This window comes from Thauera humireducens, from assembly GCF_001051995.2.
GTDB lineage: Bacteria > Pseudomonadota > Gammaproteobacteria > Burkholderiales > Rhodocyclaceae > Thauera > Thauera humireducens.
In genome coordinates, this window is the sequence record NZ_CP014646.1 from 1,736,777 (window position 1) to 1,752,044 (window position 15,268).

Below are 15,268 nucleotides of genomic sequence, written 5' to 3' on the forward strand. Positions count from 1 at the left end.
GCGATGAACACCATTGCCGAGTTCGTGCGCGCACGCGCCAACGACGACAACATCGGACTGCTGTACGGCGACGAGCGCTGGTCGTATCGCGAGTTCGTCGCCCTGTGCGCCCAGCGCGCGGCCTGGCTGCTCAGCAATCGGCGCGAAGGCCCCTTCCACGTCGGCATCCTGCTCGACAACGTGCCCGAGTTCCCGTTCTGGATCGGCGCCTGCGCACTCGCCGGCGCGACCATGGTCGGGATCAATGCGACCCGCCGCGGCGCAGACCTCGCGCGCGACATCAACCATACCGACTGCCAGCTGCTCATCACGCAGGACGCCTGGCTGCCCGCGCTCGCCGGCCTGGCGCTGGACTGCGGCATCGAGCGCATCCTCAACGTCGACAGCACGGCCGGTCGTGCCGCCCTCGCCGCCCATACGGGCGCGGCGCTGCCCACGGTGCAGGTCCGCCCCGAAGACATCTTCATGCTGATCTTCACCTCCGGCTCGAGTGGCGCGCCGAAGGCCTGCATCTGCTCGCACGACCGCATCGCGACGCTGACGCGAACCGTCGCGCAGCACTGCGGGCACGGGCCGGACACGGTCAGCTACGTGACCATGCCCTGGTTCCACGCCGCCGCGATCAACACCGGCTGGCTGCCCGCACTCAGCGCCGGCTCGGCGACCGTGATCCGCAAGTTCTCGGTGTCGGCCTTCCTGCCCGACGTACGCCGCTACGGGGTGACCCACTTCAACTATGTGGGCAAGCCGCTCGCCTACCTGCTCACCGCGCCCGAGAGGCCCGACGACGCCAACAACCCGCTGCGGGTCGTGCTCGGCAACGAAGGGGCGATCGACGACGTCGAACGCTTCGCACGGCGCTTCGGCTGCACCGTGATCGATGGCTATGGCTCGACCGAAGGCGGGATCTCGATCTCGCGCCGCCCCGGGATGCCGCGCGGCTGCCTGGGCCTGCCCAACCAGGACGGCGTCGCGGTCTTCGACCCGGCCACCGGCGCCGAATGCCCACGCGCGCGCTTCGGCCCCGAGGGTCAGCTGCTCAACCCCAACGAGGCCATCGGCGAACTCGTCAACACCCGTGGCGCAGCAGGCTTCGAGGGCTACTGGAACAACCCGGACGCCAGCCACAAGCGGGTGCGCAACGGCATCTTCTGGAGCGGTGACCTCGCCTACCGTGACGAGCAGGGCTACTTCTGGTTCGCCGGGCGCGACGACGACTGGTTGCGCGTGGACGGCGAGAACATCGCCTCGGCACAGATCGAGGAAGTCCTCATCCGCCACCCCGACGTGGTGCTTGCAGGCATCTATGCGGTGCCGGATCCCGCCGTCGGCGACCGCGTGATGGCCGCAATCGAGCTGCGCGAAGAGGCTGTTTTCGACCCCGCCGCATTCGAGGACTTCCTCGCCCGACAGCCCGACTTCGGGACCAAGTGGATGCCGAGCTTCATCCGCGTCTCGCCGAGCATGCCGATGACCGCCACCTCCAAGGTCCTGCGCCGGCAGCTGCGTATGGAGCGCTGGCACACGGCAGACCCGGTGTGGTGGAAGCCCGCGCACGACCAGGCCTACCGCCCGCTCGACGCCGAAGCCATCGCCGCCTACGAGGCCGGCTTCACGCCCGGCGCATTGCAGCGACTGTGAACACTCAACCGGCGGCGGCGCAACGGCGGCCGGCCGCCAACACGGGAGACACCCCATGAACGGAGGCAGCATCGGGCCGCTACTGGCGGCCGACGAGGGCTTCACGCATCAGATCGTCGACACCTTCGCCAGCGTCGCCCACACCGACCCCGCCTGGACAGAGAAGGTGTGCGGCATGGCGGCTGCACGCGACGGCTCGCTGCAGGTGGGCTTCGGCTTCGGCAAGTATGTGAACCGCAACGTGGTCGATGCTTACGGCGGCGTCTCGCGCGGGGTCGCGCAGTGGGCGGTGCAGGCCAGCCGCGAACTGTCCCACGCGCCCGACAGCATCGGCGTCGGCCCGCTGCACTATGAGGTCATCGAGCCGCTCAGGCGCATCCGCGTGCGGCTGGACGCGACCGACGTGCAGCCGATCGCCTTCGACCTCGAGCTCGAAGGCATCGTGCCCTGCTTCGTCGAGGCGCGCGAGGACCGTCGTGGCCTCACCGGCTACCGCCGTACCGCGGACCAGATCCGCTACCACCAGACCGGCCACGCCCGCGGCTGGGTCGAGCTCGAGGGCCGGCGCACCGAAGTGACGCCCGACACCTGGATCATGACCCGCGACCACTCCTGGGGCATCCGCCCGGCGGTCGGCCAGCCACTCACCGACCTCGCGCCCGAGCCGGTGGATTCCGCGCACATACGCGTGCTCGCGATCTGGAACCCGCTCTATTTCCAGGCAGCCGACGGCAGCACCTACGCCTATCACCAGTACTACCTGCACTACGCGGCGCCCGGCTTCGAACAGAAGCAGGTGCAGGGCCACTTCGAATACGCCGACGGGCGCCGGGTGCCGGTCGCGGCGATCGAGCCCGCGCTGCGGTTCGACCCGCGCAACCGCCGTCTGCTCGGAGGCGTCTTTCATCTGCGCATGGCCGACGGCAGCACGCGCGAACTGCGCGCCCGCCCGCTGGGCGATACCGGCTTCCACCTTGGCGGCGGCGGCTACCACCGGCTCGACGGCAAGAACCATGGGAGCTACCGCGGTCCGCTGCACGTCGAGGGCGAGCACTTCGCCGACTGTTCGCAGCCCGAAGCGGTCGCCATCCTCAACCAGTTCCGCGACTGCATGATCGAGGTCGTCGACAGCGGCACGGGCGCCACCGGCTGGGGCAACTGCCAGACCTACGTGTCCGGCGCCTGGCCCGAGCTTGGCCTGCCCGCATGAGCACGCCCGCCGAAAGCGCTGCCCCGCGCTGCAACCTGCCGCCCCTGCCGCCGGGGCGGCACTACCGTTACCACGTGATGGTCAAGCCGGCCGGCGCGCTGTGCAACCTCGACTGTCCGTACTGTTTCTACCTGCACAAGACCGACCTGCTGCAGCACGGCCGCAACGCGCGCATGGACGAGGGGCTGCTGGAAACCCACATCCGCCAGTACATCGAGGCCCAGACCGGCGACGAGGTGGTGTTCTCCTGGCAGGGCGGCGAGCCCACGGTGATGGGGCTGGACTTCTTCCGCCGCGTGGTCGAACTGCAGGCACGCCATCGCAAGCCCGGCCAGCGCATCGAGAACGACCTGCAGACCAACGGCCTGCTGCTCGACGACGAATGGGTCACCTTCCTGAAGGCGCACGGCTTCGTCGTCGGCCTCAGCGTGGACGGCACCCGCGAGCTGCACGACCGCTACCGCCCGACCAAGGGCGGCGAGCCGACCTACGACCGCGTCATCGCCGCGGCCAACCGGCTGGCGGCGGCCGAGGTGCCCTTCTCCCTGCTGTGCGTGGTCAATCGCGACGTGGCACGGGCACCGCTCGAGGTCTATCGCAACCTGCGCGCGATCCCGGGCAGCTTCCGCATCCAGTTCACGCCCTGCGTCGAGACGCGCGACTTCAAGCTGCGCGCCCCCGGCCTCGCCAGGCCGGCCGACATGCCGCTGCTCGGCACCCCGCGCACGCGGCCCGATCACCCGCTGTCCATCGTCACCGAGTGGTCGGTCGATGCCCGCGACTATGGCGACTTCCTGTGTGCGGTGTGGGCGGAATGGCTGGCGCAGGACTTCGGCCGCCTGCACATCAACGTGTTCGAGACCGCCGTGGCGCAGTCGCTCGGCCTGCCCGCGCAGATGTGCACCAGCGCGCCGGTGTGCGGCAAGGCCATGGCGCTGGAGCACGACGGCGAGCTCTATGCCTGCGACCACTTCGTCTATCCGGAATACCGTCTCGGCAACATCCGCGAGGCCCACCAGGGCGACCTCGCCTTCGCCGACAAGCAGGTCCGGTTCGGCGTCGCCAAGCACGACAGCCTGCCCGGCCACTGCCGGCGCTGCCCGCACCTGCAGCTGTGCTGGGGCGAATGCCCGAAGAACCGGCTGCTGCGTGCGCCCGACGGCGAGACCGGCCTCAACTACCTGTGCGAAGGCCTCGCCCACTTCTATGAACAGGTCCGCAGGGACATGCCCGCCATCCGGCGACGCCTCGGCCGGTAAGCCCCCACGACCCCAACCCGAGAGAGGAGACCTCATGAAATATCCCCAACGTCGCTGGCAACACCTGGCCCTCGCCGCCGCCATCGCCGGCTTCGGCAGCGCGCAGGCGCAGGCACAATCGCAAGCGCCCAAGCGGCCGAACATCCTCGTGATCATGGGCGACGACATCGGCTACTCGAACGTCGGCCTCTACAGCCACGGGATGATGGTGCCCACCCCCAACATCGACCGCATCGGACGCGAAGGCATCCTGTTCACCGATCATTACGCCCACCCGAGTTCGACCGCCGGGCGCGCGGCCTTCATCACCGGCCAACTGCCGATCCGCACCGGCCTGACCACGGTCGGCATGCCCGGCTCGCCGGTCGGGCTCGACGCGCGCGATCCGACGCTGGCCGAACTGCTCAAGGAGCTGGGCTATCGCACCGGGCAGTTCGGCAAGAACCACCTCGGCGACCGCAACGAGCACCTGCCCACGGTGCACGGATTCGACGAGTTCTACGGCAACCTTTACCACCTCAATGCCGAGGAAGAGCCGGAACTGCGCATGTGGCGCAAGGACCCCGGCTTCAACGCCCGCTACCGGCCGCGCGGCGTGATCGACAGCGTGGCGACCAAGGAGGACGACGCGACCGTCGACCCTCGTTTCGGCAAGGTCGGCAAGCAGAAGGTCCGCGACACCGGCCCGCTCACCACCGAGCGCATGGAAACCGTGGACGAAGAGTTCCTGGAGCGCACCAAGCGCTTCATCACCCAATCCACGCAGGCGGGCGAGCCCTTCTTCGCCTGGCTGAACACCACCCGGATGCACATCTACACGCACCTGAAGCCCGAGTCGCGTCACCTCGCCAGCGACCTCTCCAGCGAGTTCGACATCTACGGCAGCGGGCTCATCGAGCATGACGGCCACGTCGGCCAGCTGCTCGACCTGCTCGACAAGCTGAAGATCGCCGACAACACGATCGTGGTCTACACCACCGACAACGGCGCGATGGTCGCCTGGTGGCCCGACGCCGGCGCAACGCCTTTCCGCGGCGAGAAGGCCACCACCTGGGAAGGCGGCGTACGCGTGCCGATGCTGGTGCGCTGGCCGGCGAAGATCCCTGCCGGCAAGGTCTCGAACGGCATCCAGACCCATGAGGACATGTTCACCACGCTGGCCCGCGCCGCCGGCCACGACAAGGTCGCGGCCAAGCTCAAGGAGCGTGACGGCGTCTGCATCGACGGTGTCGACAATCTGGCGCACTGGACGGGCAATGCCCCCTCGGCGCGCAACGTGGTCCACTACTACGACGAGAGCAAGTACACGGCGATCCGCATCGGCGCGTGGAAGAGCCACTACCAGACGCGCGAGGGCTTCTTCGACAGCCACAAGCCGAGCTCGCTGGTGTTCAACCTGCGCATGGACCCGTACGAGCGACATGGCGGACAGAAGAGCAACGATCTCGCCATGAAGATGGGCATCGGTTTCGGCGGCCAGGTCGCGGACGCCGTCGGCGCCCACATGGCCAGTTTCCAGGCCTGTCCGCCGCGGCAGAAGGGAGGCTCCCTGCGGATGGGAGGCCAATGAGCGAGACCGCGCACGCTGCCTTCGCACGCCTGCGCGGGCAGCTCGACCAGGCGATCGTCGGTCAGCCGGCGCTGATCGACGCGCTGCTGATCGCCCTGCTCGCCGACGGTCACCTGTTGCTCGAGGGCTTGCCCGGGCTGGCCAAGACGCGCGCGATCAAGGCGCTCGGGCAGGCTCTCAGCCTACGCCTGTCGCGCATCCAGTTCACCCCCGACCTGCTGCCATCGGACCTCATCGGTGCCGAGGTCTATCACCAGACCGAGCCGGGCCAGGGGCGCTTCGTCTTCGAGGCGGGCCCGGTGTTCGCCCCGCTGGTGCTGGCCGATGAGATCAATCGTGCGCCGGCGAAGGTGCAGTCCGCGCTGCTGGAGGCGATGGAGGAACGTCAGGTGACCGTCGCCGGGAAGACCCATCCCCTGCCCTGGCCCTTCCTCGTGATGGCGACGCAGAATCCGATCGAGCACGAGGGCACCTATCCCCTGCCCGAGGCGCAGACGGACCGCTTCCTGATGAAGACCCGGGTCGGCTATCCGGATTTCGATGCCGAACGCGACATCCTGCACCTGGTACGCGAGGAAGAAGGCCGGCGGCTCGCCGTGGCGCAGAGCCACCCCGACACGGCTTCCGGCGGCCTCGCTGAACCGCCCGCTGAACCCATCACAGCCTTCCTTCGCGAGCCCGACGCCGCGCGGACGCAGCCCGAACACACGCCCGTGGCGTGGCTGGCCGACGCCCGGCGGGCGGTCCATGCCGTACATGTGTCGACCGCCATCGACACCTATCTGGTCGATCTGATCCAGGCCACGCGTACGCCCGAGCGCCTCAGCCCGGAGGTGGCGCGCTGGATCGAGGCAGGCGCCAGTCCGCGCGGCACGATCGCGCTCGACCGCTGCGCACGCGCTCATGCCTGGCTGCGCGGGCGCGACTTCGTCGGCCCCGACGACGTGCTCGCGGTGCTCCACCCCTGCCTCCGGCACCGGCTGGTACTCAGCCACGAAGCCCTGGCCGCGGGGGTGGAGGCCGACGCGATCATCGATCGCATTGCAGCGCTGGTTGCCGCGCCATGACGCCGCTCCAGCGCCTGCTGCCCGGCGGCCGGTGGCCATGGTCGCGCCGCACCACCGCGTCCGCCGCGCGCGCGGCGCCGACGCCCGGCGCAGTGCCGACGCCCGGCGTCTACCTCGGGCTGGGCGATCTGCTGGCGCTGGAACATCCCGTCCGCCGGCTGCGCTGGCCCGCGCGCGGCGCGCCGGTCCACAGCCAGCTGGCCGGCCGCCATCGCGCCCGCGTGCGCGGCCGCGGCCTGGACTTCATCGAGCTGCGCCAGTACCTGCCGGGCGACGACACCCGCAGCATCGACTGGCGAGCAAGCGTCCGCACCGGCAAGACCCAGCTCAGGGTGTATGGCGAGGAGCGGGAACACCCCACCTGGCTGGTGGTGGACCAGCGCATCTCGATGTTCTTCGCCCGGCGCGGCGCGCTGCGCTCGGTGGTGGCGGGCGAAGCCGCAGCCGTCTGGGGCTGGCGTGCGCTCGCTTCGGGTGACCGCGTCGGCGGGCTCGTGTTCGGCGACGACGGCATCGACGCCATCACGCCGGGTCGCGGTCGGCGTTCGCTGCTGCGCCTGCTCGACCGCCTGGTTGCCCGCAATCACCGGCTGCGCGCCGACACCGCCTGTCCGGCTCGCCCTGCGCAGTTCGATGCCGCCCTGACGCAACTGCTCGCCCGGGCGCCGCGCGATGCCGTCATCGTCGTGCTGTCCGACTTCGATGGCATGGGCGCGCACAGCCGCGAGCAGCTCATCGCACTCGCCCGTCACAACGACCTGGTTCTGCTGCCGATCCGCGACGATCCCGGCACCACGCGCCCGGCCCGCCTGGTCGTCACCGACGGCAGCCTCCAGCTTCCGATCGATCACACCGACGAGCTCGTGCGCAGCCGCCTGGCCGAGATCGCGCATGCGCGCATGGAAGGCCTGCTCGCGCTGCGCAGGGAGATCGGCTGCGTCGTCTTCCCGCTCAGCACCAGCGAACCGGCGCTGCTGCAGCTGGCACGCGGCATGGCCAGCCCGGCCCCACGTGCGCCGCGTCCGCGTGGCGGCTGAACGATCGATGCAGACCCTCGACGCGCCGCGCCTGCTGCCCCACGAGGCGGCGGACATGCCGCCCACGATCAACGCCCAGGCGGTGCTCGACCAGCTTCACCCGCTGCAGGTCCCGCCCGCTCCGGCCTGGTCGCCCCAGGCGCCGGGCTGGATGGTGCTTGCCGCCGTCGCGCTGACGGCATTGGCCGTGCTTGCATGGCGAACCTTCCGGCGCTGGCGGGCCGGCCGGCACCGACGCGCGGCCCTTGCGGAGCTTCAGCGTCTGCGCGCATCCATGCGGGACCCCGCCCTTCGGCTCGCGGCAGCCCGGGCGATCCCTGCGCTGGTGCGCCGGCTGGCCCTCGCCCATGCGCCGCGCGCCGAGGTCGCCGCCCTGCACGGCGCGGACTGGCATGCCTGGCTGGACCGCAGCCTGGGCGACCCCGCCCAGCCGTTCTCGAGTGGCGTGGGCTGGGGCCAGGGACTGGGCGATTGGGCCTATCGCCCCGCCGAAACCCTGCCCTGGGAACGGCTCGAGCCGAGCCTGGACCTGGTGGAGCGCTGGATCCGCACGCATCGCGTCGAGCACGACGCAGGCGGCCCGGGGAGGCGCAGATGAGCGCGTGGCCGGGGGCGCACTGGCTGGCCAACGTCGACTGGGCACATCCCTGGGCGGCCCTGCTGTGGCCGCTCGCCCTGTTGTGGGTCGCCCTCCCACCGCACCGCGAGCGGCGTACCGCGCTGCGCGTGCCCTTCTTCGCGCTCGCGGTCGCCGGCAGCGGGGAGCGCCCGCGTGCCGGCGCCATCGTCCGCGCGCACGGCGCATGGGGCTGGCTGATGCTCGGCCTGGCGTGGAGCGCCGGCGTGCTCGCGGTGATGCAGCCCCATTGGCTGGAGCCGCCGGTCCCGCGCGTGCAGTCCGCACGCGACTGGCTGCTGGCCATCGACCTGTCGCCTTCCATGCAGGCCACCGATTTCAAGGATGCCGATGGCCGTCCGGTGGACCGCCTGAGCGTCGTGCGCGGCGTGCTCGACGAGTTTCTCGCGCGGCGGGCGCACGACCGTATCGGCCTGCTGGTCTTCGCCGAGCAGGCCCATGTGCAGGCGCCCTTCACCCGCGACCACGGGGCGGTGAGCGCGCTGCTGGCCGAAGCGCAGATCGGCATGGCCGGCTCACGCACGATGATCGGCGACGCGATTGGCATGGCCATCAAGGTCTTCGAGCAGTCGGCGGCGCCGCAGCGCACCCTGGTGCTGCTGACCGACGGGGTCGACACCGGCAGCCGCATCCCGCCGGCCAAGGCGGCAGAGATCGCCGCCCGGCGCGGCGTACGCATCCACACCGTCGCCATCGGCACCGCCAGCGCAGCGGCCGGCGAGCAGCCGGATCTCGAGGCACTGCGAGCCTGGGCCGCCATCACCGGCGGGCGCGCATTCAGCGCCGACGACCGCGACGGCCTGGCTGACATCTACCGCGAACTGGACGCCCTCGAAGGGCGCGACCAGGCGCTCGCAGCCGAGCGCCCGCGGCGCCCGCTCTTTCACTGGTTCGTGGCAACGGCGCTGGCGCTGATCATCGTCCACCAGGCCGCTGCCGCGCTGCGCGGCGGGCGGGCAGCGCACGCCGTGGTCCGACACGGGTCCAGCCGCGATGAGTGAATGGTTCGACGCCCTCCTGCCCGCGCACTGGCTGCGTCCGTGGGCGCTCGGCGGGCTGATCCTGGCGCTCTTGCTGGTCGTCCTTGGACGCCGTCGCAACGAGATGCGTGCGCTGCGCGAAGTCATCGATCCGCAGCTGCTTCCGCACCTGCTCGTGCATGGCGGCCCCCGACGCGGGGTGCAGCCCGCCGACACGCTCGCTGTGGCGGTGGCCTGCTTCAGCATCGCGCTCGCAGGCCCGGCCTGGGAACGCGAGCCTCCTCCACTCGCGCGCGAACAGGCCGCGCTCATGGTGGTGGTCGACCTGTCGAGCGCAATGGATGCGACCGACCTGCCGCCCAGCCGGCTGGCCTGGGCGCGCTCGAAGCTGCACGCCCTGCTGGCGCGCCGCGGTGACGCACCCACCGGCCTGATCGTGTATGCCGGCAGCGCCCACCTGGTGTTGCCTCCCACCGACGACCGCCAGCTCCTCGCGTCCTACGTCGACGTCCTGTCCACCACACTGATGCCCGCCGACGGCGCGCGTCCCGCCGCTGCCCTGGCGCTCGCGCATGCCTGGCTGGCGCGGACCGGGTTGCCCGGCACCGTGCTGTTCCTGACCACCGCCTGGCCGCAGGCGGAACAGACCGGTGCCGAGCGCGAGACTGCCACCTCCCGCCACCGCCTGATCGTGTGGGCGATCGGCACCGAGCGCGGCGGCCCGATCCGGAACCCGGAGACGCGTGCCACTCCCGAGGCGAGCGGAACGCTGCGCCACGCCCGCCTCGAAGTCACCGAATTGCGCAGCCTGCGCGCGCGCAGCGGCGCAAACCTGGTGAGCGTGACTGCGGACGAAGGCGACCTGGAACGTATCCAGGCGCTCATCACCCGCCAGCAGGCCGAGGCCTCGGCCGCAGCGGCCGACACGCGCTGGCGTGATCGCGGCGCGGACTGGGTCTGGCCCGGCCTGCTGGCGCTGTTGATGTCCTTCCGCCGTGGCTGGGTCGTCCCCTGGCGCGCCTTCTGCGGCCCGGTGCTCGCCAGCATGGTCGTCCTGTCACTGCTTTCGATGCCCTCGCCCGCCCAGGCCGGCGATGACGATGCGGGCTGGACGAATCGCCTGTCACAGCGCTTCGTCGACCTCTGGCTCACCCGCGACCAGCAGGGCCGCCTGTGGCTGGAACGCGGCGACCCGGCGCGCGCCGCGGACCTCTTCGACGACCCGCTCTGGCGCGGCATCGCCGCAGCCCGCGCCGGGCGCTGGCAGGCTGCGGCCGACGCCTTCGCGCAGGCGGACTCGGGGGCGGCCTGGTTCAACCAGGCGCAGGCGCTCGCCCGCCTCGGCCGCTACGCCGAAGCGCTGGCCGCGTATGACCAGGCCCTGATCCGTGTGCCGGGCTGGCCCGAGGCGCTCGCCGACCGTGCGCGCGTGCGCAACCTGCTGTCCGCGCGCACGGTCGCAGACGAGGGCGAACCCGCCACCGCCCCCGGCGAGGGCGACGAGCAGGGCGAGGACGGCGAGCGCAACACCCAGCCACCTGCCGAGGCCGAGGCGGCCGACGCCTGGCTGCGCCGCCTCGACACCAGCCCGGCCGCCTTCCTGCGACGCAAGTTCGCCCTGCAGGCGCAGCCGTCTGCCGCCAAGCACCCAGGATCTGCAAACCGATGAATATGCGCCCGATCCGACCCGACGCCCGGCGCCGCCAGTTGCTGCGCATGACCGCACTGCTCGCGGCGGCCGCCGCAGTCCCGGGGCGCAGCTTCGCCGGCGACCGCGCCGCCCCCGAGGCGCGCCTGCGCTGGGCCGTCGATACGGCGGGGCGGAACGATGACGCGGCATTCGAGCTCGGCGAGCCGATCATCATTCGGCTGGAGGTCTGGGTCAGCACCTGGTTCCAGGCCCCGGTCGATTTCCCCGCCACGCTGGCGACCGAGTCTGCCATCGTCGAGGAGATCGGCGGTTCGCCCGAAGCGGGGTTCGATGACATCGACGGCCGGCGGTGGACCGGGCTGATCCGCCGTTACCGCGTCCATCCACTGCAACCCGGCGAGCTCGTCCTCGCACCGCCCGCAGCGCTCGAGATCCTGCCCGGACGCGGCGATGGCCGACCCTTGCGCGCGTCGTCGCCGGCGCCGCTCCGCCTGGCCGTGCGCGTGCCGAAGGGCGCCGAGGGGCTGAAGCCCTTCGTTGCCGCGCGCGCGCTCGCGCTGCAGCAGCAGTGGGAGCCCGCGCCCGACCCGGACCAGGGCTGGCAGGTCGGCGACATGCTGCTGCGCCGGATCACGCTCGTCACCGACGCCCCTTCCCCGCTGCCGCCGACCGTGCCAGCGCTGGCGAGTGTCGAGGGCACCGAGTTGCAGCGCCACAGCGCGCCCACCCGCACCGCGGAAGCGGACTCCGCCCGGACCGTCCAGGAGCACGTCGCGACGTACGTGCTGAAGGCGCCCGGCGAGCTGCATCTGCCTGCCGTCGAGCTGGCCTGGTGGGATCTCGACCAGCGCAAGGTGCGCATCAGCCAGCTGCCCGGCCGGACGGTGAAGGTCTCGGCGGCATCGATGCCCGCGGACCCGTTCGCCGAACCCGGCAGCGGGCTGGAGGCCGAGGTGCCGGACGACTCGCATCGGGCCGTCACCGCGCAGGCCTGGCGCTGGATACCGACGGGCGCACTCGCGCTCGCGCTCGCCCCATTGGCCTGGCGACACCGCAGCGCGCTCGCCGCGGCGATCCGCCGTCCGCTCCAGCGTTTGCACGCCAGCGAGACGACGGCACGCTGGCGCCTGCGTCGTGCCTGCCTGCAAAGCCGGCCGGCGCAGGCCGCCGCCGCGTTGCGCGTCTGGTTGCAGACCCTGGATCCAGCCTTGCGAAGGCGCATTCGCGCCGACACTGCCTGCGCCGAGGCCATGGAGGCGCTGGTGCGCCATCTGCACGGCCCGCAGGCGCCACAACGCCCGGCGCACTGGAACGGACCGGCGCTGTGGCACGCGGTGCAGCGCGCGCGTGCGGCCTTACCGAAGACGCAGGATCTGGACGCCGCACTCCCCGAGCTCAATCCCCGCATGCAGGGCGACGCAAAGCTTCCCCACCCGGCGTCACGCAGATGACGCCACCCACGGCACGGGCAGCCCGCGCAAGACCGGGCCCGTCGCCATCCACCAACCTAGAAAATGGAATCCCAGGCGCTCGCATGATGAATACCAAGCTTGTCCTGAAACGTAGCGCGATCTTCACCCTCGTCATCCTGATGCTGCTGCTTGCAGGTCTGGGGGTGATTCTCCGGGACCGCCCGGCGGAGCCCGCCGCCGGCGAGCGGGTCGTGACCACCGGCCCGGGCGGCGCCCTGGTCTACCACCGCCTTGGTCAAGGCGAGGCAGTGGTGCTGTTGCCCAGCTTCGCCCGCTCGGCGGCCGACTTCAACCGCCTGGCCCAGGCGCTGGCGGATGCCGGCTATCGCAGCCTGGCCGTTCAGCCACGGGGCATCGAGGGTTCGGCGTTCGGCACCCTGGACGTGAGCCTGGCTGACTACGCCGCCGACGTCGCCGCCGTGCTCGACGCCGAGGGCGTCGCCACCGCGCACGCGGTGATCGGCCACGCTTACGGAAACCGGGTGGCCCGGGTGTTCGCCGTCAAGCATCCGGAAAGAGTGCGCAAGCTCGTCCTGCTCGCCGCGGGGGGCGGCAAGCCGCCACCGCCCGAGATCAACGCGGCGATCCGCAAGGCCGTGTTCGGTTTCGACGGCGCGGCGCGGGAAGCGGCGATCGCGCTCGCCTTCTTCGCGGGCGAAACCGTGCCCGCGGCCTGGGTCACCGGCTGGTATCCGCTCGCGGCACTGCACCAGACGCGCGCGACCACCGCGCAGGCCTATTCGAGCTGGAGCCATGGTGGCTCGGCCCCGATGCTGATCCTGCAGCCGGCTGACGACACGGCCGCCGCGCCCGCAGACTCGGAGAAGCTTGCGGCACAGCTCGGCGCGCGGGCGACCCGCCATGTGATCGCCAACGCCGGCCACGCCCTGCTGCCGGAGCAGCCCGAAGCGGTCGCCTCGCACATCCTGCGCTACCTGGACCCGCCCGGGAAACAGTGATGCCCGTGCCGCGCGGTCCGCGGCCACCCACCGGCGGAGCTGCCGTTCAGGGCCGCCGGTGGGTGATCCGGGTGAACATGCACACTGATCCGGCGGTGTCGACAGCGTCTGCCAGGGCCGGCGGCAGCCAGTGCCACACCGGCGGGCCGGCGAACGCGGCGGCCACGGCATCGACCGATTCGTACCAGGCCTCGACGATCGCGTCGTACTCGTAGCCAGGCGGTCGCCCGCCCGCCACCTCGTTCCAGACCAGGCGCGTCGCGGCCGACCACGGCGCGGCAGGGGCGCTGGCGAGATCAAGCGAACGCACGCGCTGCCCCGGCAGCGCGCGCAGGAACAGCACGAGACACACACCGGTCTCCGCGCCATCGACCAGCACCTGCTCACTTGCGACCAGGGTGAAGTCGCGCACGTAGGTCGAGAACACCCGCGGCTCGTCGGGCCGCATGATGCGCAGGGTCTCCTCGTCGTTCCAGATGTCGTCGGCGGCCTCGCGGTCACGCAGCGACAGCAGGTTGACGCCGTCGTAGTCGACGCTGACGCCGTTCGGCACGCCCGGGCGGTCGAGCACCCGCGAGCACTGGCGCACCGCCTTGACCTTGTCCTGCACGTTGCGGCACTCGCGGCCGAGCGCGGAGTGCTCGCGCCAGGCCTGGGGGAAATCCTCGGGCGCCAGCGCGGGGTTGCGCCGGGCGAGGTAGATCATCTTCCATTGCACGCTCATGCCAACGCTCCTGCCGACGACCCTGTCGATATCCGGGCCGCTTCGGCAAAGGTGGCCGGTTGCACGGCTGCCTCCGTGTATTCACGCTTCATGCGCGCCACCAGTTCGGCCACGGCGGGCACGTCATGGATGCTGCCGATCCCCTGTCCGGCCGACCACACGTCCTTCCACGCCTTGGGCTTGCTGTCGAGACTGGCAAAAAGGTCGTCCTTGCCGCCGTCCTGGCGGCCCTTGAGCGCGTCGGGGTCGATTCCCGCCGCGCGCACGCTGTTCTTCAGGTAATTGGCCCAGATGCCGCTGAACACCGGGGTGTAGACGATGTCTGCCGCGCCGTCGCGCACGATCATGTCCTTGTGGCCGGCGTCGGCCGCCGCCTCGCGGGTGGCGATGAAGCGCGTGCCCATGTAGCCCAGGTCGGCGCCCATGACCTCGGCCGCCCGCAGCGCGCGCCCGCTGGACAGGGCGCCGGCGAGCACCAGCGGACCGTCCCAGAACGCGCGCACCTCGGCGACCAGCGCGAAGGGCGAAAGATCGCCGCCATGTCCCCCAGCCCCGGCGCACACCAGGATCAGCCCATCGACGCCACTGGCCGCTGCCTTGCGCGCGTGGTCGACACTGATCACGTCATGGAACACCAGCCCGCCATAGTCATGTACCCGCTCGACCACCGCATCCGGCCGGCCCACCGAGGTGATCACGAAGGGCACGCGGTGCCTGACCACGCACTCGAGGTCCGGCTCGCGCCGCGGGTTGGACTTGTGCAGGATCAGGTTGGCACCGAACGGTGCGGACCGACGGTCCGGGTGCGCGATGTCCCACTGCGCAAGTTCGGCCGCGATGCGCGCCAGCCACTGGTCGAGCAACTCGGGCGTGCGCGCATTGAGCGTCGGGAAGCTCCCGGCGACACCCGCCTTGCACTGCGCCAGCACCAGCTCCTGGCCGCTGGCAAGGAACATCGGCGAACCGATCAGCGGCAGCGTCAGCCGGCCACGAAATATCTCGGGAATGGGCATCCCGTCACCTCCATGTAGTACCCGCTCGCTGGCCGCCGGGCCCGCCGC

13 protein-coding genes are annotated in these 15,268 nt (G+C 71.3%); 11 read left to right on the plus strand and 2 right to left on the minus strand.

Features of this window, described 5'->3' with window-relative positions:
- Positions 1–3 precede the first annotated feature (3 nt).
- From AC731_RS08235 to AC731_RS08285, 11 genes are all read left to right on the plus strand, one after another.
- Positions 4–1,641, plus strand: a complete 1,638-nt coding sequence (locus tag AC731_RS08235; RefSeq protein ID WP_048705061.1) for a long-chain-fatty-acid--CoA ligase — start codon at positions 4–6, stop codon at positions 1,639–1,641.
- A gap of 55 nt (positions 1,642–1,696) precedes the next feature.
- Complete coding sequence (locus AC731_RS08240) at positions 1,697–2,851, plus strand: Rv3169 family protein (RefSeq protein WP_048705063.1); 1,155 nt, start codon at positions 1,697–1,699, stop codon at positions 2,849–2,851.
- Complete coding sequence (locus tag AC731_RS08245; RefSeq protein WP_048705066.1) at positions 2,848–4,110, plus strand: anaerobic sulfatase maturase; 1,263 nt, start codon at positions 2,848–2,850, stop codon at positions 4,108–4,110. Before AC731_RS08240 ends, AC731_RS08245 begins: the two co-directional genes overlap by 4 nt.
- Positions 4,111–4,144: 34 nt before the next feature.
- Complete coding sequence (locus tag AC731_RS08250; protein WP_048705068.1) at positions 4,145–5,680, plus strand: arylsulfatase; 1,536 nt, start codon at positions 4,145–4,147, stop codon at positions 5,678–5,680.
- Positions 5,677–6,747, plus strand: coding sequence for an AAA family ATPase (locus tag AC731_RS08255; RefSeq protein ID WP_048705069.1), 1,071 nt, complete (start codon positions 5,677–5,679; stop codon positions 6,745–6,747). Before AC731_RS08250 ends, AC731_RS08255 begins: the two co-directional genes overlap by 4 nt.
- Entirely contained in the window at positions 6,744–7,784 is a 1,041-nt protein-coding gene (locus AC731_RS08260; protein WP_048705070.1) for a DUF58 domain-containing protein, read from the plus strand. Before AC731_RS08255 ends, AC731_RS08260 begins: the two co-directional genes overlap by 4 nt.
- A gap of 7 nt (positions 7,785–7,791) precedes the next feature.
- Positions 7,792–8,382, plus strand: coding sequence for a DUF4381 domain-containing protein (locus AC731_RS20055; RefSeq protein ID WP_062450084.1), 591 nt, complete (start codon positions 7,792–7,794; stop codon positions 8,380–8,382).
- Positions 8,379–9,422, plus strand: coding sequence for a VWA domain-containing protein (locus AC731_RS08270; protein WP_048705071.1), 1,044 nt, complete (start codon positions 8,379–8,381; stop codon positions 9,420–9,422). Before AC731_RS20055 ends, AC731_RS08270 begins: the two co-directional genes overlap by 4 nt.
- Positions 9,415–11,070: a VWA domain-containing protein gene (locus AC731_RS08275; protein WP_048705073.1), complete on the plus strand. Its 1,656-nt coding sequence runs from the start codon at positions 9,415–9,417 to the stop codon at positions 11,068–11,070. The genes AC731_RS08270 and AC731_RS08275 overlap by 8 nt, the downstream gene beginning before the upstream one ends.
- Positions 11,067–12,503 (plus strand): BatD family protein, encoded by a 1,437-nt coding sequence (locus tag AC731_RS08280; RefSeq protein WP_082794278.1) that lies wholly within the window; start codon positions 11,067–11,069, stop codon positions 12,501–12,503. Before AC731_RS08275 ends, AC731_RS08280 begins: the two co-directional genes overlap by 4 nt.
- 83 nt (positions 12,504–12,586) lie before the next feature.
- Positions 12,587–13,483: an alpha/beta fold hydrolase gene (locus AC731_RS08285; RefSeq protein ID WP_048705077.1), complete on the plus strand. Its 897-nt coding sequence runs from the start codon at positions 12,587–12,589 to the stop codon at positions 13,481–13,483.
- Between the two features lie 46 nt (positions 13,484–13,529).
- Here the strand turns inward: AC731_RS08285 and AC731_RS08290 are convergent, their stop codons facing one another.
- Together AC731_RS08290 and AC731_RS08295 are read right to left on the minus strand one after the other, a co-directional pair.
- Complete coding sequence (locus AC731_RS08290) at positions 13,530–14,207, minus strand: EthD domain-containing protein (protein ID WP_048705079.1); 678 nt, start codon at positions 14,205–14,207, stop codon at positions 13,530–13,532.
- The gene (locus AC731_RS08295; protein ID WP_048705081.1) at positions 14,204–15,220 is read right to left on the minus strand and encodes an NAD(P)H-dependent flavin oxidoreductase; all 1,017 of its coding nucleotides are present in this window, start codon (positions 15,218–15,220) and stop codon (positions 14,204–14,206) included. The genes AC731_RS08290 and AC731_RS08295 overlap by 4 nt, the downstream gene beginning before the upstream one ends.
- Positions 15,221–15,268 lie beyond the last annotated feature (48 nt).

Excerpts from the sequence above, each read along its gene's own strand:
- AC731_RS08260 (WP_048705070.1), top strand. The coding sequence starts at position 6,744 with ATGACGCCGCTCCAGCGCCTGCTGCCCGGCGGCCGGTGGCCATGGTCG.
- AC731_RS08270 (WP_048705071.1), top strand. The coding sequence starts at position 8,379 with ATGAGCGCGTGGCCGGGGGCGCACTGGCTGGCCAACGTCGACTGGGCA.
- AC731_RS20055 (WP_062450084.1), top strand. The coding sequence starts at position 7,792 with ATGCAGACCCTCGACGCGCCGCGCCTGCTGCCCCACGAGGCGGCGGAC.
- AC731_RS08235 (WP_048705061.1), top strand. The coding sequence starts at position 4 with ATGAACACCATTGCCGAGTTCGTGCGCGCACGCGCCAACGACGACAAC.
- AC731_RS08280 (WP_082794278.1), top strand. The coding sequence starts at position 11,067 with ATGAATATGCGCCCGATCCGACCCGACGCCCGGCGCCGCCAGTTGCTG.
- AC731_RS08285 (WP_048705077.1), top strand. The coding sequence starts at position 12,587 with ATGATGAATACCAAGCTTGTCCTGAAACGTAGCGCGATCTTCACCCTC.
- AC731_RS08255 (WP_048705069.1), top strand. The coding sequence starts at position 5,677 with ATGAGCGAGACCGCGCACGCTGCCTTCGCACGCCTGCGCGGGCAGCTC.
- AC731_RS08290 (WP_048705079.1), bottom strand. The coding sequence starts at position 14,207 with ATGAGCGTGCAATGGAAGATGATCTACCTCGCCCGGCGCAACCCCGCG.
- AC731_RS08240 (WP_048705063.1), top strand. The coding sequence starts at position 1,697 with ATGAACGGAGGCAGCATCGGGCCGCTACTGGCGGCCGACGAGGGCTTC.
- AC731_RS08295 (WP_048705081.1), bottom strand. The coding sequence starts at position 15,220 with ATGCCCATTCCCGAGATATTTCGTGGCCGGCTGACGCTGCCGCTGATC.
- AC731_RS08245 (WP_048705066.1), top strand. The coding sequence starts at position 2,848 with ATGAGCACGCCCGCCGAAAGCGCTGCCCCGCGCTGCAACCTGCCGCCC.
- AC731_RS08250 (WP_048705068.1), top strand. The coding sequence starts at position 4,145 with ATGAAATATCCCCAACGTCGCTGGCAACACCTGGCCCTCGCCGCCGCC.
- AC731_RS08275 (WP_048705073.1), top strand. The coding sequence starts at position 9,415 with ATGAGTGAATGGTTCGACGCCCTCCTGCCCGCGCACTGGCTGCGTCCG.